Below are 21,534 nucleotides of genomic sequence, written 5' to 3'. Positions count from 1 at the left end.
CTTTATATATGAATCTTAAAACCTGTGTTATTCAGGTAAGATCACTAACCTTTATACAATTGATATTGGAACTTCTTTTACAGATCTTTGAGTTCCACGAGTGAAAGCTGTTGTTCCAGTTCGTGCAATTTCTTTGATACCATAAGGTTTTAATAAATCTATTAAGACTTCAATTTTCTCAGGTTCTCCTGTTACTTGAACAACAACACTTTCTCGGCTAACATCAATGACTGAAGCACGGAAAGGTTGAATGAGTCCTTGAAGCTCCATTCTTGTCGCTGGAGTGGACATTACTTTAATTAACGCCAGCTCTCTTGATACAATTGATTGTGATGTAATATCAGTAACCTTAATAACATCAATTTGCTTATTCAATTGCTTTGTAATCTGCTCGACTTCTTTTTCTTCTTGAACATTTACAACAAGTGTCATCCGTGAAACACCTTCTGTTTCAGCATGACCTACTGTTATGCTCTCAATATTGAAATGTCTTTTTGAAAATAAACCTGTAATTCTATTTAAAACTCCAGTTTGATTAAGAACTGTTAATGAGATGATTCTTTTCATAGCTTAACACCTACCATTTCATGCAACCCTTTTCCAGAGGCTACCATAGGATAGACATTTTCATTCTTACATACATGTATATCTAAAAGTACTGGTTCATTTGAAGTGATAGCTTCTTTCAATTTCTCTTCCCAGCCCTCATCACTTTTCTCAATACGAGCACTTTTAATACCGTAAGCTTCAGATAGTTTAACGAAATCTGGTTGAGAAACAAATTTCGAATGAGAGTATCTTTCTTCGTAAAATAATTCTTGCCACTGTCTCACCATACCTAAAGCTCCGTTATTTAAAATAACAACTTTAATAGGTAAGTTTAATTCATGAATGACTGAAAGCTCTTGAAGTGTCATTTGGAAACCACCGTCACCTAAAATGGCAACTACAGTTGATTCTCGATCAGCTAATTGTGCTCCAATTGCTGCTGGTAGGCCAAAGCCCATTGTTCCAAGTCCACCTGATGTTACCCATTTATTAGGATTATTAAAGTTATAATATTGGGCTGCCCACATTTGATGCTGACCTACATCAGTAGTAACGATTGCTTCACCTTTTGTCCACTTGTGAATAAGCTCTAAGATATTTTGCGGTTTTAACTCTGTATCACTTTCGTTATAAACCAATGGATATTCTTGCTTATTATTAGCGAGTTGTTCATTCCATTCCTTATTATCGCCTTGTTTTCCGTCTTGTTTTATTAATTGCTCTAAAACAAGCTTTGCATCACCAACGATAGGGATTTGAGTTGGAACATTCTTCCCAATCTCTGCAGGATCAATATCAATATGAGCAACTATTGCTTTTTTCGCGAAATGCTCTAAGTTACCAGTAACTCGGTCATCAAACCTTGCTCCAATACTGATCAGTAAGTCACAGTCATAAAGCGCCATGTTAGCTGTATAAGTACCATGCATACCAGCCATCCCTAAAAATAAAGAATGATCTGCTGGGAATCCTCCTAAGCCTAGTAACGTGTTTGCAACAGGTATTTGCTGTTGTTCTACGTATTTTATTAGCTCTTCAGATCCATTTGCATGTAAAACACCTGCTCCAGCTAAAATGACTGGTTTTTTCGCTCTACTTACTGCTTCCACTAGTTTGCGAATTTGTAAATAATTCGGTTCACTTGTTGGTTGATATCCTGGTAGGTTAACAGGCATATCATAGCTAAATTCCCCTTCAAAAATCGCAATATCTTTAGGAATATCAATTAATACTGGACCAGGTCTACCTGTTGTCGCAATATGAAATGCTTCTTTAATAATTCTTGGAAGTTCACTTACTTCACGAACTTGATAGTTATGTTTAGTAATTGGAGTTGTGATCCCCAAAATATCAGCTTCTTGGAAAGCGTCTGAACCAATTACACTAGAAGCAACCTGCCCTGTAAAAACTACTAATGGTAATGAGTCAATCATCGCATCTGTTAATCCAGTAACTAAATTTGTAGCACCTGGACCAGATGTAGCAATCACAACGCCAGGCTTACCAGAGATGCGTGCATAACCTTCTGCTGCGTGTATCCCACCTTGTTCATGTCGAGTTAATACGTGGTTCATACCTGAATCGTATAAACTATCATAGATAGGTAATACTGCACCACCAGGATATCCGAAAATTACTTCAACTTTTTCCTGTTTAAGTGCTTCAATCAGCATTAATGACCCTGACATTGTGTTTGTACATTTGGCAGTTGAGCTGTTCAACTGTACATTTGTACTCATTTTCTTTCCTCCCTTAGCAGGCTACTAGCCTTCGTGTTATTTTATTGTTGACAAAACAGCATATAAAAAACCTTCCCACCCCTCATAAGACTCCACATAACTTTGTGTGTCAAAGGGGCAAAAAGGTTAATAAACTTTTTCGCGGTACCACCCTTCTTCATGGTCAAAAGCGACCACCTTACGAACAGATTTACTGTTCACTTTGATAACGAGTACCGAAGAATGGGACTCGGTTAATCTTACTAATGTTCAGATTAACACTCAGAGGCGAGTTCATCATATGGGAGTATCACCGGCTTCCAGCTACCCCGGTTCTCTGTTGAATACTTTTCCAAAGACTACTTATCCTCTTCACTGCTTTACGATATAAATTTTGTTAGTCAGAATAAAGGAATATCACATTATGAGTTGAAATATAGCCAGGGGGTAAGAACCTCCCGTTTCTCATAATCACATTATTATCAGAGGATCATTTTTTAAAGAAATTGATCATCTAATGATGTAATTTTATAAAGTGAACATTTTATGTCGAATAGAAAACTCTGAGACCTTTGATAGAATTTTCTACACTTTTTTAAATGTTCGTGTAACTTTATTTGAACTTATATTACGCTCTATAAATGCAAGTGTCAACAGTGTTTTACGAATTATTTGATAATTTAGATTTATCATTTTTGTTGTATCCGCTTTCATTATTGATTTTATTGGAAAGGCTAATTTTAAATTTTTTTGAGGAAAATAAAAATCCGCAGCTGTGGAGTTTATTCTAAAATCGGTTATTCTATAACATTTTAAATAATATGAGGTTCGTGAGATCATTGATGAACTTTAGTTATGGATTATGTTACATGGTAAATGTTACATCGTGTACTAACATGTAAGGTATTCTCCCATATTTTTTAGATATTTGATATTGAATTTTGGAATTTAAAAGTGCTTTGTATTTAAGAAAGGCTGTTTTCGCAAACTTTGTTGCTATTTACCAAGTAATGCGGTGTGGTTGGTTTCCGCTCCAATTAACCTGAATTAGTTTTTGTTTTAAAAGCAACAATCTTTTAGAAAAGAGCCTTAAGAAAACAAAAAAACCTTTCATCTTGTAATGAAAGGTTGAGTATGTAATAAGTGGCGTCCCAGGAGAGATTCGAACTCCCGACCGTACGCTTAGAAGGCGTATGCTCTATCCAGCTGAGCTACTGGGACACATTATCAAAGTAAAAATGTTGTCTAAGTACTTTATCCATCTCACTGTATTGTTTGTTATTTCCACAATAATCATCAGCGACATTTATTATTATATTTTTAAATGATATAAAAGTCAACAACTTTTATTAACTTTTTTGAAATTATCTTTAAGAGGGATATGATCCCCCTCATATTTACTATTCAAGCGTAAACTGCCGAGAAAGTTCTTCAACTTCCCGTCCATTCACTTCATAAAATGTAACCTTTGCTAATGTATTTTCCACATCAAGTATAGCATATGTTTTCTGTCTTCGCAGTACTGGAAGTCTGATACTACCAGGATTAATAAATAGAACGCCATCAATGATCTCAGCACCTGCAATATGTGAGTGTCCATAACAAGCAATTTTCGCATTTATCTCTAATGCTCGGTATTTTAAATTCATTAATGTTGCTTTTACGTTATATAAATGACCATGTGTCATATACAGAGTATAATCACCAAGTTCTTCAATTATCTCGTCAGGCAAATTTGAACCATAATCACAATTGCCTTTAACACCTTTAAATGCTATTAACTCCGAACTCTCACCTGATAATTCAGAGTCCCCACAATGAAGCATAAAATCAACTTCATTAATATGACGGTTTTTAATGTCATCTATTTCAGTTGTTAAGCCATGGCTATCACTCATTATTAAAACTTTCATGATACACGTCGCCCCATTTTAAGATTGTTTGATGACTTCTAATAATTTTTTTAATGCATCTGCACGATGACTAATCCGGTTTTTTTCCTCTTTTGTCAAGTTTGCCATTGTTTGATTTCTATTTTTCAAAATAAAGATCGGATCATAACCAAACCCATTCTCACCTTGTGGTTCTGTTGCGATATACCCTTCACATGTACCTACAACTGTTTTTGTTTTTTCACCTGGTATCGATAGAGCTAATCCACAAATGAAACTTGCTGAACGATCCAAAAGAGAGTGTACATCTGATAAGTCTTCAAGTACTCTATTGATATTTGCTTGATCATCTTTTTCTGGTCCTGCGTAGCGTGCAGAAAATATCCCCGGCTTACCACCTAGATAATCGATCGCTAAACCTGAATCATCAGCAATTGTCATTCTCTGATACTGCATTGCAATTGCCTCTGCTTTTAATATTGCATTTTCTTCAAATGACTTTCCTGTTTCTTCAACATCTATTGAATCCGGGTAATCTAGAAGTGAATGAACTCGGAAACCAATCGGAGCTAATAATGCTTCAAATTCTTTTACTTTCCCTTGATTTTTTGTTGCGATAATTATTTCTTTCACTTTGTACCAACCTGCTTTTTCATATTTTCCGACACAATAAGTGATAGATCTCCTAGCGCTTCTTTTTGATGCTCAACAAGTGATTGAATCCCCTGTTCAGCGAGATCAAGCATACTGTTCAATTGTTGCCTTGTGAATGTAGCTTCTTCCCCTGTTCCCTGTAACTCAACAAGATTACCTTGTGAAGTCATGATGACATTCATGTCTACTTGGGCTCTTGAGTCTTCAATATAATTTAAATCTAAGATTTCTCCATGCTCTTTGTCAACCCCAACTGAAACGGCAGCAAGATAATCTGTAATAGGTAATACCTTTAGTTTACCGTCATTCACTAATTTTCCAAGAGCTAATGTCATAGCAATAAATGCACCTGTAATCGATGCCGTTCTTGTTCCACCATCAGCTTGTATGACATCACAGTCGATCCAAATCGTTCTTTCACCTAATTCTTTCAGGTCGACAACAGCACGTAATGCCCTACCAATTAACCGTTGTATTTCCATTGTCCGGCCACTGATTTTCCCTTTTGAGGATTCTCTAATCGTGCGTTGATTTGTTGCTCTCGGGAGCATAGAGTACTCAGCTGTAATCCAGCCTTTGCCTTCACCACGCATAAACGGAGGCACTCTGTCTTCGATACTTGCGTTACATATCACCTTCGTATCACCAAAGGTAATTAATACAGAACCCTCTGGGTGAATGACAAAATCCTTTACTATATCTATTTTTCTTAATTGATTAACTTTTCGACCATCATGTCTCATTCTAAATTCCCTCCAATGAAAGTCCACTATTTTATGTATAAACAAGAAAGAAGAGGCAGCTTTTAAAAGCATACCTCTTTTTACCCTTTTTATAGTATATCAAAAACTTATTATTAAAAACTACCTGTGTTCACTTTGGCAGGTCTTGTAACAGGTTCTGTTAGCTTTTCTCCATTTTCATTAATTAATTCCGCTTTTCCATTGACAGTTACAGCAACACTTTCAATTCCTTGTTGCTCAGTTAATGTCAATACAAGAGATTGAAGTACATTAGAAGATATTATTTTTTGTTCTTCATCAGAGCTTCCATAAATTGATTCATTAAAATCTAATGTTACTTTTCCATCTTCATATTTTGGTGCACTTAATAATTCAACACCATTTTGGAAGTCACTTATTAGACCTGTTGAAGCAGTCGGACCATCGACAAGTTCTTCTACAGCAGAAACAATTGAATCTGTTTCAGTATTGCTAACACGCTTTGTTACTGGTACAAAGTACTGTTGTCCATCTGATTCAGCTGTGTAATAAACTGTTAGCGGATGAGTATTTGTAATATCAACTACATCACTTGAATCAAGGTTGATTCCACTTTCACGGGTAACACCATCTTGAATTGGTGTGCCATTTACAGGCATTTCCTTTTGTTCATGGCCATTCACCCATATTTTCACTTTTTCTACAGAGTCAAACTGAGTTAATGTCCATGTAATAGCTTGTAAAATCTTTGCTTCATCCTCTTTTTTATAAGCATTAAATTCCTTAGAGAAGTCAGCTACTGCTACACCATTTTTAATATCCACTCCTAAAACCTGTGTGTCCTGAGGAAGGACTGCTTTGAATCCATTAGGAAGAATATTAGAAACTGGTCCACCTTCTACTAAATATTCTAAAGCTTGTTTTGCAACACTCTTCGTTTCAGGGAGATTCATCGAATAAGGGACAACAAATCCATTTTTATCAATTAAGTATAATTGACTCGTCACCTTTTTAGCTGCTTCTTCACCTTTCACATCTACTACTTTACCCTTTGAATCCAACTGTTCCCCCTCTTCTTTAAACGTCACATCTTGAGGTGGATCAATTTCTTTTGTAGCTTGTTCTGCATTGAATAAACCACAACCAGAGAGTAGCATGGATGACGCAATTACAGTGATTGCAATCTGTTTGTTGAATTTAGACATTAAAATCCCTCCAAAGGCAGTTTGTACTACTATGTATACGAGCTATTATGTGTTTTAGACCGATTATTTGTACAAACTTTCTAAAAGGTGGAAGAGGTATGTTTTGTTCAGCAAAAAAGCAGTAAATATAAATTGATACAAAATAAAACACGATGTCCATAAACACCGTGTTTCCATAGTTTTTTAAGCTTTTAAATTCTCTAGATTATCCAATGAAATTGTGCGAACATTTTCAATAGGATGTTCAAACCATTTTGTAGCAATTTTCTCAAATAATTTTTGAGGTCCTGTTGTTAAAAACAAATGCTCACGTTTACCAGAAGATTGATTTAGAGCCTTTTTAAACGATAGAATCGTACTAACCTCTCTAGCAGTTTCATCACCGGAACAAATAATTCTTACCGCTTGTCCCATAAATTCCTCGATATGATGCTGAAGAATTGGATAATGTGTGCATCCGAGAATTAACGTGTCAATTTTAAGATCTTTAAAAGAAGCTAAAGATTCTTCAATAATTAACTCTGCTTCTTCCCCTTCATATTCACCACTTTCAACTAATGGCACAAATTTAGGGCACGCTAAGCTCTCTACAGTTAAATTATTATTTAAGGTTTTAAGAGCTGTTTCATAAGCAGCACTCTTAATGGTATTCAATGTTCCAATAACACCGATTTGTTCATTTTTCGTTACTTTAACAGCTGTTCTAGCTCCTGGAAAAATAACTCCTATAACAGGTATGTTAATTTTTTCTTGAATTTCATGTAGAGCGATAGCTGTGGCTGTATTGCAAGCAATAACTAGCATTTTTATATGATGATTTTCTAATAAGTAATTTGTTAACTCCCATGTGAAACGACGTACCTCTTCAGCAGGCCTTGGTCCATAAGGACACCGAGCTGTATCGCCTAAATAGATAATTTCTTCTTTTGGTAATTGTCTCATTATTTCTTTTGCGACTGTTAAACCGCCGACGCCAGAATCAATGACACCGATTGGACTTTTCAAATAATCGCCTCATTCTTCTCTCATTTCATGTTGTAGCTTAATTAACGATTTTTCCAAAATGGATAATTCTTTTTCTTCAAATGTAACGAGCATATCTTTTAAGTAATGTTGACGTTTAGCGATTACTTCTTCAATAATACGTTCGCCCTCTTGTAATAAATGTATTCGTACGACTCTTCGATCTTTTGGGTCTTTCACTCTTAAGATTAATTGGTTTTTTTCCATACGATCAACTAAATCTGTCGTTGTACTGCATGCCAAATACATTTTATTAGAAAGCTCACCAATTGTTAAGTCTCCATTTTCCCAAAGCCATTGTAAGGCAATAAATTGAGGGGGAGTGATGGTATAATCATTTAATATTTCCCGGCCCTTTTGCTTAATAATAGCTGATATGTGACGTAGCGCCTTTTCTAGATCAGCTACGGTTTGTTCGTTAACACTTGCATTATTTGTCATCACTTAAAATCCTCACTAATTAGTTATGATATGCTTCTTATTAAGACACCCGAGCTTATCAATTCATATTTTCCATGTTTTCTTTTAAAAATGCAAGTTACATATTTTATCATTCAGCTAGTTTTTATGTATTACATTACTAATTTTTACTGAAAATAATAATAACCGGCTTCCTTACTGAAAAGGTTAGCCGGTATTGGTTAGAGCTCTAGTTCACCCATTCTAAGGAGCTCAACAACCGCTTGAGAACGTCCCTTAACACCAAGCTTTTGCATCGCATTTGCGATGTGGTACTTTTGCGCACCATCTATACAGAATTATGGTTATTTACCTTTAAACTCAAAGGTGTACTTAATATCTACATTACCTTCTGGATGTATATTAATTTCTTCAATTAATATCTCAAAAGCATGGCGTAAGTCCTCTTCTGTGTTTTCAAGTTGTTGAAATGCCTCTTGGATATTACTTATATCAATTTTCACTTCTTCATCTTGTTGCAATACAAACATACGGTCTTTCATTCTTAGGATATTTTCTTCATATTCTTTACGCTTAACTAGGAATTCGGCTTTTGTTATTAACTTTTCTTCGATATACAAATCAATGAGCTCTTTTCTGTTTTCTTCTATTATATTTATCTCTTTTTCAAGATGCTTAATCTCTGCTTTTTTCTGGTCATGAAAGTTCGAACCAAAATCAACTGAAATCTTCTTCCCTTTACGTTTTAGGCGTTTCAAAACGAATTCTCTAAAATCCTCGTATTGAATAGGCGTATGATTTACACATGCATGTTCACCACTACGACGGTATGCACTACATTTTAAGTATTTCCATTCTGTTCTTGTTCCATCTTTTTTCTTTTTATATGATTGGACAATTACCATGTTAGAACCACATTCACTACATTTTGAAATACCTCGAAATTCATTCCACGCTGTGATTCTCGTTTTATTGCTGGTGTATTCCTTATTGTTAGCTTTTTCCCAATCCTCAATAGATATGATTTTTGGATGATGATCTTTAAAGGTAACCCATTTCTCTGGAGGATTTTCTATCTGCTTTTTTCGCCCACCTACTTTTATCTTAGTGTATCTGTTTAATACGAACACACCACAATATGTTGGATTTCTTAAGATACGTTGTACAGTAGTAACTTGCCATTTATCTTTTGACTGTGGCCCTAGCACTTCTCCCTTTCGTAGGCCTTCGTTAAGAATGTTAGTAATCTTTTTAAATCCATAACCAAAATTATTATAGAGGTCATAAATGTATCTAATTACCTCAGCTTCCTCTTCGTGGATCACCATTTTTTTATCCTTACCTCTAAATCCGTATGGTAATTTACCGCCTATATGCTCTCCACGTCTTACTTTGGCTGCCAAAACCGCACTAATGGATACAGATAAGCTTTTTGGATATTGGGCAGCAAACATTGAGAACATCTCGAACTTCATGTCATTTTTACCTTCGTATAAACTGTCATAACCTTCTTCAATAGTTACAACACGAACTCCATGTGCCAATAATACTTCTTTAATTTCAAGAGAATCCTTCATATCACGAGCAAGACGATGGATGGACTTGAATAGAACCATTTTTATTTCTCTTTTTCTAGCTTTCTCTAAAATTAACTGCATCGCAGCACGAGCTAATAGAACTGTTCCACTTATCCCGTTGTCAATAACAATAGCTTTCTCGTTCCATTCAAAGTTATTTCTTTCTAACCAGTTTCTACATATATCTACCTGGTTCTCTAAAGAAGATACCTGTTCATCTTTTTCAGTTGAAACACGACCGTAAACTAAATAAGGGTATTCATTAAAAGAAATCAAATTTGCACTGTCAGATGCTTTTTCCCACCACATATAATCCCCTCACTTTGCAATTGGTATATGTATATATTGTACACGTAAATGATTGCAAAATGGACATAATATTCGAACATTCGTTTCCTTTTTTTTCGTAACTAAATACGAAAATTAATGCCCTCTGTTGAATTAGAACAGAGGGCATAGTATTGGCTCATCGCTTTTGTAATAAAGCATATACAGGAGCCCTTAAAAAGATGACACTTTTAATTTATTTTTGAAAAACTATCTATTTCATCAATAACTCTTGAATTTTTATCACTTTCCTTCCCTCTTGAACTCATTATGAATAACCTTTCTGTTTTTCCAAATAAATCTGACTAATTCATCTTCATTAATTTCAACTTCTTTATCTTCGCAATAATTTTCTCCTTTAGAATGGAGAGTAAAAATGCCATTACTGTATTTCATTAAGGTGTATATTCCGCCCTTTTCGGTATCATCGAAGCAGAAATATTGTTTTTCTCCATCATAATCATAAGATGTTTTATATTCGAAAATTTTTAACCACTCTCTTATGTCTCTATAATTTAAAAATATAAAATTCATTTTGAAATTACCTCCTTAAATCGCCCCTCCAACCTCTTTTAAGACATTTAATAATAATGGCATAACTTGAATTAATACGTATCCTAATCCACAGTTCATTATCGTACTCCAAGCCCTCTCCGATTTACCGAGCATAAAGAAGAAACAAGCACCCATAATGATGACAGATGCAACCGGAAAACTAAGAGCAACCATAATATCTACAAGTGGATCTAAAGCATGAGCAATAGTTTGTAACGCTTTTTCGCTCATCCATTCTGTAGCACCAGCTGGTACTACTTCTGGTGTTACTGTTTGAGCTGATGCAAATGTCGGAAGTAAAGAAAGGGGCAGGACTGATGCTGCAGCTGTCTTCATTTGCGAAAAACTTCTCTTTTTCACCTTATATTCACCAGACATAAATTCACTAATAGTCATTGATTGTGTTCTCATGATGATCACCCTTTCTTTCTATTAGTCTTACGTTTTTTATTCGTCTTTCTCTTTTTACGCTTTTTTAATCCGTAATCGAGTGCCATCAAACCAACTTGAAACGCTGCCTTTTTCCACATGGTAATTCCCCCTATTTGATGTCATCCCAATGATACACTTGGACATTTAAACCTTCACATAGAGATAGAATCTTTTTCTTTTTATAAGGTGTTGTTGTGATCCAAATAAGAACAAAATTAGGATTAAATTCATACAATTGACGGTACCTTTTAATTTTTGCGGTATTTTTTGTCATTGATTGCTTAAAATCAACTTCTACAAAGTGGTGTATTTTATTTGAGACGAATATAGAGTCTGAAATAATGGAGATTTTTGTATGGGGTATAGTGATTTTCATTTCATTTTTCCATGTAGAAGGTCTGCCAAGTGCAATATATAAATCGTTCCTCATAAGATAATGATTGATCATAGCAGTTTTTTTCCTAACCTTTGTAGCACCAACCTTTTCACGACCTGTTTTATTAAGGTAATATACATGTTTTCTATCGTTTGTAAATGAAGAAACTCCTTCCATGTTACTTAGTACCTTTTGAGCATTTCGTTTTTTCCCTAAATCGTGAAGATTTTGCAACTGTTCTCTCGTCAAATAATCAAGTTTCTTCAAAAATAAAAGAATTGCTTCTTCCCTCTTCTCCTTTTCTAGATTCAACGTTGTCACTCTCCTTTTCTTTTCGAGGTTTTATGACAATGTGAGGTTCAATACGCTTTTGAATTTCTTTATTATTAATGTACGGTGTTTGAACGACCTTACTTTTCACATTTTTATAGATTCCTCTGCCTGGTATTAACGGAAGCTCCTCAGCTCCCGTTTGACCAAGTGCAGTATTAGAAGCTGTTGCATCGTCTAGTACAAAACATAATCGAGTAGGTATGTTTCTTTTAGTTTGCTGAGGGATGGATTGACTTGAAGGGTACTGAGTGGCATAGATCAAATAATAACCGGCCCCCCTTCCCCTTCTTGCTATATCTGTTACAACATCCATGCATGCTTGATTGTCTGCAATGTCAGCTGCTTCATCAATAATTATGAAATGACGCTCTTTGCGGCCGGATTCTTTAACATCCTCATAACCTTGATCAACTATGTCTGTATAAGCTTTATTCATTTCTTCTTGAATTTCTTTCAAAATATCCTTAGTTTCCTCAGGTTCACGAGTATAGTTTTTTACTTGTTTTATATCTTTAAACCTTTGGAAGGCCGAACCGCCCTTTAGATCAATCAGATGTAAATTCGCATTGTCTGGTTGCTGTAATACTAAAGAAGTAACTACGAGCTTTAAAAGGGCACTTTTTCCATACCCTGAAGCACCAGCAATGATTAAATGCTTATATTCGTCAAAATCATGTCTTACAATCCCTTGTCGAGTGTTGCCGATAGAAACGGACCATGTACCCTTCTTTAAATAACTTTCATCCCAGTCATACTGATCTTGCATTTTTTCGTTATAAACCTTTATTCGTAGCATTCCATCGAATAAAAGCTCAATTTCTTTTCTCTTAATCTTTTGATTTGTGAGTATCTTCTTTATTTGCTGCAGAACAGTTTTATCAAATTTAATCTTTAATAGTTCCGAGGGATCAATCTCAAAGTATTTGTGACGAATGTTCAAACCATCCTCTAATATGTGTTTGTCAGCTTCGATTTTCTTACGGTCAAATCCTAAAGGTATCTGATACGCATATTCAACACCACCTTTAAATTTTGATTTTCTTTGAAGTCGGATCATCTCGCCGTTTCGACCGTTCCAACCTGAGTTAGCAAAAATTCTTTGAATTTTATCAGCATCGTTTGAAGGTGATCCACTTGTTTTTAAGTAAGCATAACCAGCAACACCACCCATGATAATTGTTGTTCCTATTTCGAATAACATCACACCACCTCCAATTTTGGATATTACGTAGTAATAGTTGCTACGAAAACGAATTTTGAAAAGATGACTGGACCATTGGTACTATTAGGTTTAATTAATTCACTATAGCGTTCGCCGCACGCACTTATAAACGTACTACTCAAACGCACTATAAAACGTCCTTGTCTCCGTATTGTTTAGCGCCCATGATAATGTATATGGCCGCGTATTGAATTTTTGCATGTCCTCATGAACTTTTTTAAGTTGAACTTGTACTTTTTTTGAAGGGATAAAGAATTGAATGGAGAAATGAACTACATGAGGTGAATAACATGAAGTTTAAGTGTAGGCTAAAGATTATTTTCGCAGAGAAGAAAATGGAGGATAAGAACTTTACCCAAGGTAAGTTTGCAGATGATATTGGAATTAGTCTTGGGGCTCTAAGTTCACTAGCTAATGAACATTCTTTACCTTCTTTTCCAGTAGCTTATGCTATCTGTGAAAAGCTAGGAAAGAATTTCAATGAAGTTTGGGTGAAAATTGAGGATTAAATAAACCGCCCCTTAAAAGGCGGTTTTTGCATACCGCCGTACTTTAGCAGCTGACAGAATGTTTGATCGTTTGAATAAACGAGGTTGTTGTTTAGTTAAACAAAACGCTTTAATGTAATCATCCTGAATATCCCTCACAATTACAGTTCTGTGTGTAATATCCCCTTTTCCAGATATGTACATTAATTCAATTGGCATTTGATCCTCTTTTGATGTAAACAATAGACCCGTCATATTCTCAGCTCCTTCTCTATGTAAATGATTATATACAAACAAACGTTCGATTTCAATTAGAAAATAGAACATATTTTCGTATAATAAGGAGAACTAATAATAAAAGGATGATAATCGTGATTAAAGACAGAGGATCAATCAAGTGGACCGCAATGATGCTCCCAGAGCACGTTAAGTTACTCAGGGAATATAACGAGAGCTTAGATAAAGTAGAAATGCCTACATTGGACGAAGATCAATTAGAGGAAATCAACCAAAAAATTTATGAAGCTATGGAGTATAATAAAGAACTTGTTTTTACGTATTTTGATCGTGGAGACATAAAGCTATTTATTGGCCATGTTCATTTTATTGATGGATTAAAAAAAGAACTTAGAATATTCAATAGCCATGGTGATAAGTTTTTCATTAAATTCGAAGATATTTTGAGAGTAGATAACAATGGGTGATCGTTACAACATCATGCATGTTTATTTGAATGGACCACATAAAATGATCAAAGTCATGGATTGGAGAGATGGAAGGATAATAGGTTTCACGATCGATGAGATTGATAAAGATAATTTAGATCAAGAATTGAGGGAGTATATTCGTTCAATCAAGGGAGATATTGAGGGTGGAAAGTATAATTATAAGATTTAATTACAAATAATTTACATTTTTATAATATTAATTTTAACCTTCTGTGATCTAATTGTCTTAGGACAAAACACATAGGAGGTTTAAGTATGCATTTCTATAAGTCGGAAAACAAACATGTTATCGGAATTTCCGGTGGAAAATTTGGAGAGTTCAATGAAGAAGCTTGTGCAATTATTTTAGATGAAAAACCAATTCCAACAAGAAAATGGGAATCTCCATTTATGAAATATCAAACACATAATGAAATTTTGGAAGCGCAATGTTTTTTTCGGGAATTTTCGTCAGGCGACAAACGGGTGTATGTTTTTGAAATTGAAGAATACAGGCTGGAACCTGGATATATACGTAGTAAAATGGAGTTTTTCGTAGATAAAGAATATTTAGATATGAAAGTGGACCAACTTCGACAAATAAATCAGCTTGCTGTATTTGATTGGGATATAGCAAATACAACATGGGTTGAGATCGAGAGAAACTTCGAGTATGAAGATATGGAAGACCAGTTAATTTTTAATACAATGCAGCCCCTCCATTAGGAAGGGTTTATATGATATATTCATCCTATGAATGTATTTAAGTTTAATAAAGGGGATTTATTATGGTAGGTCAAATTTCATTTTTCTTCTTACTTTCGCTAATATTCGGTGGATTTTCTTATATATTGATTAAAAACACTGAATCTTTATTAGAATTAGCATGGATAAAATCATCATGGAAAAAGAATAAGATTTTAATAAAGTTCTTTAAATTTATTGGTTGGTGGTTTGTAATTATATTAGTTTTAATGTGGATATCATTTTTGGTTAGTTTGTAATAGAAACAAAGCCCCTCCAATAGGAAGGGCTTTGTTTCTAACTAAGATGTTTGCATGCATTGAATGCCCGAAATATACATTATGATATTGATGAAAGTAAAGGTTTGATTATCATTTATGTAGAGCAGTAGAAATTATATTATTATTTGCTGGTTATTTTAAATATCAATATGGTTGAAATTTGGCATGGTCTGCTATATTTGACGTAATTATGTTTCCAATGATTTTTTCGTACTACAAAAACCCTTAATTGCTTATATAGTTTCAATTCCATTATCTATTTACTTTATCTGGTGGTTCGATTTTCCTGTACATATTCCTGTGGAGAATAGATAACCAATAAAAATCTTTGTCATACAAATTTTTTAATGTTTTTTATAAACCAATAAGTACCATGATAAGCGATTTGAAGAGTTACTAACATTGTAAGCCAACTCCAATACCAATCCCATTTTAAATATTCGATATTATCGGTATATCTTTCTAAAATAAATTCTGCAGCCGTTAAAACGGAAACAATTAAAAATGAATAAAAAACCTTCTTAATTTTAGAAGAATTTTTTGGATAATACACCGTATATAAAGCAGCAACTACAGGAAAAATAAAATATTCAAAGGTAAAACTTGATCTACTCGCATATTCAAAAAAACGGACTGGATATGATATTAACTTCATTTCAGCTACTACAAAACCCAGAGGCCATGTAATAAATTGCATAAAAAGAAAACTAAGTATAGCTTCACGATATTTTGTTCTTAAACCATAAAAATAAAATAACAAAATTGCAATAATCCATGATAATGTTTCAATAATCAATTCAATCACAATAAATCCCCCACCCCATCATTAATATACAAAGGTGTCTAGTCATAGTTGTTTCTGAATAATATGAAAATTTGAATGTTACAAAACAATAGTACTTTAAAACTACATTACAGTCTATAAATTTCGACAAATATTTACAGAATTCAACATTAAATGTCTATTTTGTCGATTTTAATAGACCTTTGTCATATTTTTCTATATAATTCTAATTAGATTTAGAAAGTCTATTTCGATAATGGCAAACTTATTGAAAAATAAGGACGCAAAGCTACGAACCTAAGGCATATGCTATGGTAGTCGAGCCGCCGAAAAATGGAGAAAAAAGAGATGATTCCCCGTTTTTTTCGGAGAACCATCTCTTTTTTTTGAACATTTAATTTGACTGGAGTTGATGCTTAAGTGTCTATTGAAGAACTTATAAAGAATAATGATTATTTTCATAATTATCAACCTATATATAACATTAGTAATTGGAAAATAGCTGGGTATGAAGGACTCTTAAGAACTAAAAAATTCCCAAATCCGGAATTCGCCTTTTTAACTGCAAAAAAAGAAAAGCAACTTTATGAATTAGATTCGCGGTCAATTCATAAAGCTGTTATTACTTACAATGCTGCAGGATTTACTAAAACAGATGGGTATTTGTTTTTGAATGTTTTTCCCTCAACAATTCTTCATGCAAATTTCCCATTATTTTATAAAAAAATTATTACTGATGATAACTTATCATGTCAACAAATTGTTTTTGAAATTAGTGATTTGGAAAGTATTACAGATCTTACTACTTTAAAACAAAAAATTATTGAACTTAAAATACAAGGATTTTTAATTGCAATTGACGATATTGGTAAGGGAAATTCAGATTTAAGAGCTATCATTGAACTCGAGCCAGAATATATTAAATTAGATCGCTATTTTTCAGATAACCTACTAGAGTCAAAACAAAAACAAGACTTTATTCAGATGTTTATTAATTACTCAGAGAATTATAATACAAAGCTTATTCTTGAGGGGCTTGAAAATGAAAAGGATCTTGCTGTTGCAAAATCACTTGGTATTACGTATGCACAAGGATACATTTTAGGAAAACCTAAAAAACTTACAAAATTTTAGTCTGATAAGGAGCTTATTAATGGCTCTACAAGAATTAATTAAGATGATTAATCTTAGTGTTGACTGTTTTGAATTATCAATTGCTCAAAATTATATTAATGAAAATATAGATCAAATATCAGACAATAAACATCTTTTAAAAAGGAAGTCCAGAGAATTATTAGAGTATTTAATTAATCAAAGTTCTAGCATTGAACCACTCAACAGATATGATTTTTCTCTAATTAATTCAATAAATTCTTATGAGTATAAGTTTGATCGGCACGGATTAAAAGTCTCTGTCAAAAATAACATTAAGCTATTATTGAGACCTGATATTATACAATACTTAAGTAAAGTTGCCATAATACTTCTTGAAGGGATGAAAGTAATAAACACTAAGAAAAATTAATGAACTTTAAAGGAGTAAGTTATAAATGAATGAAGACTGGAACAAGCTCATAAATGATTTGGAGAAAGAAGGTATCACACCCATTTAAGCTAACAAGATGATACGAGGGTATCAAATGGTGAAGATTGTCATGGAGACCGTTAAAGAAATGGATAAGACTGAATAGGTTTACAAACCCGAGTAATTCAGATTTTGATATAGTCTCTCCAATAAGGGAGGGCTTTTTCAAATAAATAAAAGAGTGTACCCACTGGAATGGTACACTCTTGAGCTGGAACATTTGTATTATGTCATTAAAACAACTTATTCCATGTCTCTCTACCCACTAAACCATCTACTTTTAGACCATGCCGTTTTTGATATGCTTTTACAGCAACTTCTGTTTTAGTACCAAATACTCCGTCTGGTGAAACACTAACAGCCCTTTGTACACGTTCTACATCTTTTCCTCGTGATCCTTTTTTAATAAGGTGTCCTGGATAGGCTACAATTGACTTGCTTTTATTTTTTGGCTTTTTATATGTTTCAAGTTTAGAAAAAGTCACAGGACCAGCAATACCATCAACCGTAATTCCAACTGCTTTCTGGAATACTTTTACTGCTGAAACTGTCTCATAACCATAATCTCCATCAGCACCATACTTAGGTAATTTAAACCCTGCAGCAATCAACTTCTTTTGTAAATTAGTTACCGGAGTTCCGTTATCGCCTTTACGTAATGCTCGTTCAGGATTTGATACAACAACTGCTTTTACCTTTTGTTCTGGAGCTTCAACTTTAACAGTTGTCTCCTCCCCATCCCACGCATCGTAATAAGCTTTAACATCATTAATAAATTTAGACCAAGTAACACCATTAGGTTTTAACCAGCTTTCTGGATCTGAACGTCTACGTGGATCAAGAGTCTTATGTGCAACAATTCTCTTAAATACATCTAACTCAAACTTTCTGCATAAATAAGCATGATACCAAACATAACGGTCATATGCTTTCTTAAAGTCTCCTGTACGGCAAAGCTCAACCCCAATAGCTGCATCGTTTGCATCTTCGCCAAACATACGATTATCTTCAGGGTTTCCATATCTGTTATGCCAAGCCTTTTCATCAAGTGGTATGATCTCCAAAATCTTTGTATCATCTATAAAAGTATGTGCTGATGCATTTGGTTGCTGACCATCGAAATATTTATAATGGTCATCTGCATCAGCTGTGTTATTTGCAGTCTCATGAGAGACAACAAATTTTGGACATATTAGCTTTTCTCCTGAACGTGCATCTCCATACGAAATAAAACGTTGTTCGATTTGATATTTGTTTGATATTGCCATTACTTACACTCCCCTTTTAGATAAAATAAAAAGCCACCAAATGGCAGCTTATTTTTTGATGATTCCTTGAGCTTTTAATGCATTTTTCTTGAATTGTTGTGCCCTTTTAGAAACGTAGGTATTTTTCCAAATCGCAAAACCGTTTATAATCAAAGCAATAAATGCAGTGACCAGTACTACAAATGCATTGATACTATCCATGGTGAACCACTCAAAAGAAATACCAACAGTTCCAAAAAACATAAGTAAAGCTGTTAAAAATCCACCTAATAATGTTGCAATATCTTTTGCCAAATTAAACTCCTCCTTTTTGTTGTAAAACTGCATAAAAAATAGCGATTGCTCCGCCAATAACTCCGGTGCAAATCGCTGTTATAATTGCACCAGTAATAGTGCGTTTTATCCAAGTCGTATTATCATCAATCTTATTTAACTTCTCGTTCATATTAATTATTTGTTGATCGTGACGATCTGAAGTTCTTTCAAGTGTAGACACTCGTTGTTCTAAGTTCTTCACATCAGCCTTTAATTCAGATATTGTGTTCATATCTTGTTGACCCTCCACAGCTTGCGACATTGCCCTCGCCCCCTTATATATATTTCAAGATTGGTCACCTCCTTAAAGGCAAAATAAAAAGCCCTGTAAGATAGGACTTTATTTGTTAATCATTTGTAAATTCTTAGTTAATTCTTTGTTAATATTCTAAGATAAACTTCTCCTTTTTGGTAATAATAATATCCTATGAAAATAAATAGGGGTGAATGCTATGAGCAACAAAAGAGATTACAATCATTGGTCCACCTCTGAAGAGCGTCAATTATTCGAACTTCGTAAATCAGGATTAAAATTTGAAATTGGCCAAAGACTTGGTAGGACCGCAATTAGTGTTGAAAAAAGATACAGAAAAATAATGAATGGAAATGATGATAAGTAGTAGATTCTTTTCTACTCCTTAACCCTAAGGCATAATAAAAAGCACCCTTTCGGATGCTCACATCTTCTTATTTATATAATTTTCTCAACACGTTTTCATACGTTTTTTATCATCGTCATTACTAACATATACTTTCGTATCTACTGCGCTACCTGTATTCGGATGCTGAGTTGTTAGCCATGAATTACAATTAGATTTAATATCAGGTAGAAGAATTATCAAAATTGAATTTTTTGCGAATAAATGCGATTCCAAGCAATAAAATCGGGAAAATTATTTGTAATGGAACATGGAAATATGGAACAAAATAATCTAATCCAATTTCTAAATGTTCACCAAAATCCGTTGCAATTAGTAGTGATAAAGGGGTAATAATTGTTCCCAAGGCAAGAACTACCGATTTAGTTTGATTTAACTTTAATAATTGAGATATTCCAATAACAGCACCGAATGTCCAACCTCCAACCTTAAAAAATACTCCAGCTACCATCATTAAAATAATCAATGCATCGAATCGTTCAAGAAAATCTGCAATAGAAACCATCCGAGTAGCTGTAAGAAAGGGGAACCAATCCTTGCCATAAATTTCAGGTCCTAAGACAGACAAAACAAAAATTGAATTAAGTGTAAGCAATAATCCACCAACTAAAATTACTGACATGCCCACCTTTCTAATTATTCTTTTATTTTTTAAAAAAGGAAAAAACATCATGATGATAATGGATTCTCCAAATGGAAAGTTTATGATACCAGGAAATGTCTCTTTTAATATTGGCTTTACTCCATTTCCCATTACAGGTGAAAGGTTTTTAAAATTAAAATCTTCCATACTTAATAATAAAATCCAAATCACAATCATTGAAATAAAATAAATAGGAAATACCATTTCTCCCATTCTACCTAAAGTCTCAACTCCGCCTCGAAGACAATAAATTATTAACAACATAAAACTTCCGATCACAACTAATACTGGAGTTTGGACTAAGATTGTTGAGGTAATTAATTCACCGAAATCACGACATGCTCTTGCCGCAGAGTAGATAAAATGAAAAATATAAATAATCATTACTGGATAAGAAAGGTATTTCCCGATAATTTTTGGAAGCATAGATACTAATGTATCATTTGGATAAAAAAGTGATAATTGTGTAAAAACACCCATTAAAATTAGACTACTTAACATACTAATCATAATAGCCAGCCAAGCATCCTGCTTCGCTCCCGCTCCTACACCTAGAATAATTGCAGTTCCAAATTCAAATCCCACTAAGACATAAAAGATTTGGAGTCCACTTATTTTTTGCTGCTCCATTTTTGTGTCCCCTCAAAATAAAAAAATATCAATTTTATTATCATTTCCAGAACTAAAAAAGTTATTCATTCTTTAAGCGATAAGGAATTCGTTTTAAGACTGATTCACTCTTTTCTCCTAATCTTCATTAAACACATAGTGAAAGACAAAATAAAAAGCCCTTATTCAGCGCTTTGAACTTCCATATTATTTGGTTTGGTCAAATCTTCAAGTGTATCCTCAAGTATTTTGTTTCTATCCTTTTCTTCCTGTAATTGCTGTTTGATTGATCCAATTTCATTTATAAGGGAAGAATTTTGAGATTGTAATGAGCTATTTTCTGTCTCTTTTTCACTTGCCAAAGCAAAATAAATTGCTCTTTCCTCACTTAATCTAGAAATCTGATTCTTTAAGTCTTGAATCATTAAATTAGCTTGTGCCATTTC

At 33.8% G+C, this 21,534-nt stretch carries 27 protein-coding genes, 1 tRNA gene, 2 pseudogenes, 1 riboswitch and 1 other annotated feature; of the genes and pseudogenes, 7 read left to right on the top strand and 23 right to left on the bottom strand.

All coding sequences use genetic code 11. From position 1 onward, the window contains the following. Positions 1-51: 51 nt before the first annotated feature. From ilvN to I7822_RS25965, 15 genes and pseudogenes are all read right to left on the bottom strand, one after another. A complete protein-coding gene (ilvN, locus tag I7822_RS26035; protein WP_207981977.1) occupies positions 52-567 on the bottom strand; it encodes an acetolactate synthase small subunit in 516 nt (171 codons plus the stop codon). Further along, positions 564-2,288 (bottom strand): acetolactate synthase large subunit, encoded by a 1,725-nt coding sequence (gene ilvB / locus I7822_RS26030; RefSeq protein WP_207981976.1) that lies wholly within the window; start codon positions 2,286-2,288, stop codon positions 564-566. Before ilvB ends, ilvN begins: the two co-directional genes overlap by 4 nt. Before the next feature lie 110 nt (positions 2,289-2,398). Beyond that, positions 2,399-2,652: a binding site (T-box leader), on the bottom strand. Positions 2,653-3,411: 759 nt separating this feature from the next. Beyond that, a tRNA-Arg gene (locus tag I7822_RS26025) sits at positions 3,412-3,488 on the bottom strand. A gap of 179 nt (positions 3,489-3,667) precedes the next feature. Then, positions 3,668-4,180 carry a metallophosphoesterase gene (locus I7822_RS26020; RefSeq protein WP_207981975.1) on the bottom strand — a complete coding sequence of 171 codons (513 nt, stop codon included), beginning with the start codon at positions 4,178-4,180 and terminating at the stop codon, positions 3,668-3,670. 18 nt (positions 4,181-4,198) lie between these two features. Continuing rightward, positions 4,199-4,792 (bottom strand): XTP/dITP diphosphatase, encoded by a 594-nt coding sequence (locus I7822_RS26015; protein WP_207981974.1) that lies wholly within the window; start codon positions 4,790-4,792, stop codon positions 4,199-4,201. Beyond that, entirely contained in the window at positions 4,789-5,556 is a 768-nt protein-coding gene (rph, locus tag I7822_RS26010; RefSeq protein WP_207981973.1) for a ribonuclease PH, read from the bottom strand. Before rph ends, I7822_RS26015 begins: the two co-directional genes overlap by 4 nt. A gap of 113 nt (positions 5,557-5,669) precedes the next feature. Beyond that, positions 5,670-6,740, bottom strand: a complete 1,071-nt coding sequence (locus I7822_RS26005; RefSeq protein WP_207981972.1) for a GerMN domain-containing protein — start codon at positions 6,738-6,740, stop codon at positions 5,670-5,672. Between the two features lie 183 nt (positions 6,741-6,923). Further along, positions 6,924-7,745 (bottom strand): glutamate racemase, encoded by an 822-nt coding sequence (gene racE, locus I7822_RS26000; RefSeq protein WP_207981971.1) that lies wholly within the window; start codon positions 7,743-7,745, stop codon positions 6,924-6,926. 9 nt (positions 7,746-7,754) lie between these two features. Next, positions 7,755-8,204 carry a MarR family winged helix-turn-helix transcriptional regulator gene (locus tag I7822_RS25995; protein WP_207981990.1) on the bottom strand — a complete coding sequence of 150 codons (450 nt, stop codon included), beginning with the start codon at positions 8,202-8,204 and terminating at the stop codon, positions 7,755-7,757. A gap of 200 nt (positions 8,205-8,404) precedes the next feature. Next, a pseudogene (gene gerE / locus I7822_RS25990) lies at positions 8,405-8,494 on the bottom strand (spore germination transcription factor GerE); the annotation flags it as partial. A 33-nt stretch (positions 8,495-8,527) separates the two neighbouring features. Next, positions 8,528-10,069, bottom strand: a complete 1,542-nt coding sequence (locus tag I7822_RS25985; protein ID WP_207981970.1) for a recombinase family protein — start codon at positions 10,067-10,069, stop codon at positions 8,528-8,530. A 261-nt stretch (positions 10,070-10,330) separates the two neighbouring features. Further along, complete coding sequence (locus I7822_RS25980) at positions 10,331-10,621, bottom strand: hypothetical protein (protein ID WP_207981969.1); 291 nt, start codon at positions 10,619-10,621, stop codon at positions 10,331-10,333. Positions 10,622-10,636: 15 nt separating this feature from the next. Continuing rightward, complete coding sequence (locus I7822_RS25975) at positions 10,637-11,053, bottom strand: hypothetical protein (RefSeq protein WP_207981968.1); 417 nt, start codon at positions 11,051-11,053, stop codon at positions 10,637-10,639. A gap of 130 nt (positions 11,054-11,183) precedes the next feature. After that, the gene (locus tag I7822_RS25970; RefSeq protein WP_207981967.1) at positions 11,184-11,762 is read right to left on the bottom strand and encodes a replication-relaxation family protein; all 579 of its coding nucleotides are present in this window, start codon (positions 11,760-11,762) and stop codon (positions 11,184-11,186) included. Continuing rightward, the gene (locus tag I7822_RS25965; protein ID WP_207981966.1) at positions 11,704-12,984 is read right to left on the bottom strand and encodes an FtsK/SpoIIIE domain-containing protein; all 1,281 of its coding nucleotides are present in this window, start codon (positions 12,982-12,984) and stop codon (positions 11,704-11,706) included. The genes I7822_RS25970 and I7822_RS25965 overlap by 59 nt, the downstream gene beginning before the upstream one ends. Positions 12,985-13,295: 311 nt before the next feature. Between I7822_RS25965 and I7822_RS25960 the strand changes: the two genes are divergently transcribed. After that, positions 13,296-13,514 (top strand): helix-turn-helix transcriptional regulator, encoded by a 219-nt coding sequence (locus tag I7822_RS25960; RefSeq protein WP_207981965.1) that lies wholly within the window; start codon positions 13,296-13,298, stop codon positions 13,512-13,514. Between the two features lie 12 nt (positions 13,515-13,526). Here the strand turns inward: I7822_RS25960 and I7822_RS25955 are convergent, their stop codons facing one another. Then, complete coding sequence (locus tag I7822_RS25955; RefSeq protein ID WP_207981964.1) at positions 13,527-13,748, bottom strand: hypothetical protein; 222 nt, start codon at positions 13,746-13,748, stop codon at positions 13,527-13,529. A 107-nt stretch (positions 13,749-13,855) separates the two neighbouring features. Here I7822_RS25955 and I7822_RS25950 point away from each other — a divergent pair, with 107 nt between their 5' ends. From I7822_RS25950 to I7822_RS25940, 3 genes are all read left to right on the top strand, one after another. After that, entirely contained in the window at positions 13,856-14,197 is a 342-nt protein-coding gene (locus I7822_RS25950) for a YolD-like family protein (protein WP_207981963.1), read from the top strand. Continuing rightward, complete coding sequence (locus I7822_RS25945; RefSeq protein WP_207981962.1) at positions 14,190-14,390, top strand: hypothetical protein; 201 nt, start codon at positions 14,190-14,192, stop codon at positions 14,388-14,390. The genes I7822_RS25950 and I7822_RS25945 overlap by 8 nt, the downstream gene beginning before the upstream one ends. An 86-nt stretch (positions 14,391-14,476) precedes the next feature. Further along, the gene (locus I7822_RS25940; RefSeq protein ID WP_207981961.1) at positions 14,477-14,926 is read left to right on the top strand and encodes a hypothetical protein; all 450 of its coding nucleotides are present in this window, start codon (positions 14,477-14,479) and stop codon (positions 14,924-14,926) included. A gap of 630 nt (positions 14,927-15,556) precedes the next feature. Here I7822_RS25940 and I7822_RS25935 read toward each other — a convergent pair. Continuing rightward, a complete protein-coding gene (locus tag I7822_RS25935) occupies positions 15,557-16,030 on the bottom strand; it encodes a CBO0543 family protein (RefSeq protein ID WP_207981960.1) in 474 nt (157 codons plus the stop codon). A 227-nt stretch (positions 16,031-16,257) separates the two neighbouring features. Continuing rightward, positions 16,258-16,340: riboswitch (cyclic di-GMP riboswitch) on the top strand. Between the two features lie 89 nt (positions 16,341-16,429). On the opposite strand from I7822_RS25935, the gene I7822_RS25930 reads away from it, so the two are divergent. Together I7822_RS25930 and I7822_RS25925 are read left to right on the top strand one after the other, a co-directional pair. Continuing rightward, positions 16,430-17,143, top strand: coding sequence for an EAL domain-containing protein (locus I7822_RS25930; protein WP_207981959.1), 714 nt, complete (start codon positions 16,430-16,432; stop codon positions 17,141-17,143). A gap of 19 nt (positions 17,144-17,162) precedes the next feature. Continuing rightward, positions 17,163-17,534, top strand: a complete 372-nt coding sequence (locus I7822_RS25925; RefSeq protein WP_207981958.1) for a hypothetical protein — start codon at positions 17,163-17,165, stop codon at positions 17,532-17,534. A 293-nt stretch (positions 17,535-17,827) separates the two neighbouring features. Here the strand turns inward: I7822_RS25925 and I7822_RS30040 are convergent, their stop codons facing one another. The 4 genes and pseudogenes from I7822_RS30040 to I7822_RS25910 all read right to left on the bottom strand — a co-directional run bounded on the left by I7822_RS30040 (position 17,828) and on the right by I7822_RS25910 (position 19,439). After that, positions 17,828-18,367, bottom strand: a complete 540-nt coding sequence (locus I7822_RS30040) for a peptidoglycan-binding domain-containing protein (protein WP_307847890.1) — start codon at positions 18,365-18,367, stop codon at positions 17,828-17,830. After that, a pseudogene (locus tag I7822_RS30035) lies at positions 18,344-18,862 on the bottom strand (peptidoglycan recognition protein family protein); the annotation flags it as partial. The gene I7822_RS30040 and the pseudogene I7822_RS30035, both read right to left, overlap by 24 nt. A gap of 48 nt (positions 18,863-18,910) precedes the next feature. Next, on the bottom strand, positions 18,911-19,156 hold the full coding sequence (locus I7822_RS25915) for a cation diffusion facilitator family transporter (protein WP_207981956.1): 246 nt from the start codon (positions 19,154-19,156) through the stop codon (positions 18,911-18,913). Position 19,157: 1 nt separating this feature from the next. Then, positions 19,158-19,439, bottom strand: a complete 282-nt coding sequence (locus I7822_RS25910) for a hemolysin XhlA family protein (protein WP_207981955.1) — start codon at positions 19,437-19,439, stop codon at positions 19,158-19,160. 190 nt (positions 19,440-19,629) lie between these two features. On the opposite strand from I7822_RS25910, the gene I7822_RS25905 reads away from it, so the two are divergent. Then, positions 19,630-19,797, top strand: a complete 168-nt coding sequence (locus I7822_RS25905; protein WP_207981954.1) for a hypothetical protein — start codon at positions 19,630-19,632, stop codon at positions 19,795-19,797. A gap of 202 nt (positions 19,798-19,999) precedes the next feature. Here the strand turns inward: I7822_RS25905 and I7822_RS25900 are convergent, their stop codons facing one another. Together I7822_RS25900 and I7822_RS25895 are read right to left on the bottom strand one after the other, a co-directional pair. Then, positions 20,000-21,109: a GerAB/ArcD/ProY family transporter gene (locus I7822_RS25900; RefSeq protein WP_207981953.1), complete on the bottom strand. Its 1,110-nt coding sequence runs from the start codon at positions 21,107-21,109 to the stop codon at positions 20,000-20,002. A gap of 161 nt (positions 21,110-21,270) precedes the next feature. Next, positions 21,271-21,531 (bottom strand): hypothetical protein, encoded by a 261-nt coding sequence (locus tag I7822_RS25895; RefSeq protein ID WP_207981952.1) that lies wholly within the window; start codon positions 21,529-21,531, stop codon positions 21,271-21,273. Between the last annotated feature and the right edge of the window lie 3 nt (positions 21,532-21,534).

The organism is Metabacillus bambusae (assembly GCF_017497975.1).
Taxonomy (GTDB): domain Bacteria; phylum Bacillota; class Bacilli; order Bacillales; family Bacillaceae; genus Metabacillus; species Metabacillus bambusae.
The sequence above is the reverse complement of the archived record's forward strand: the minus strand, read 5'-3'. Positions and strand labels throughout refer to the sequence as shown.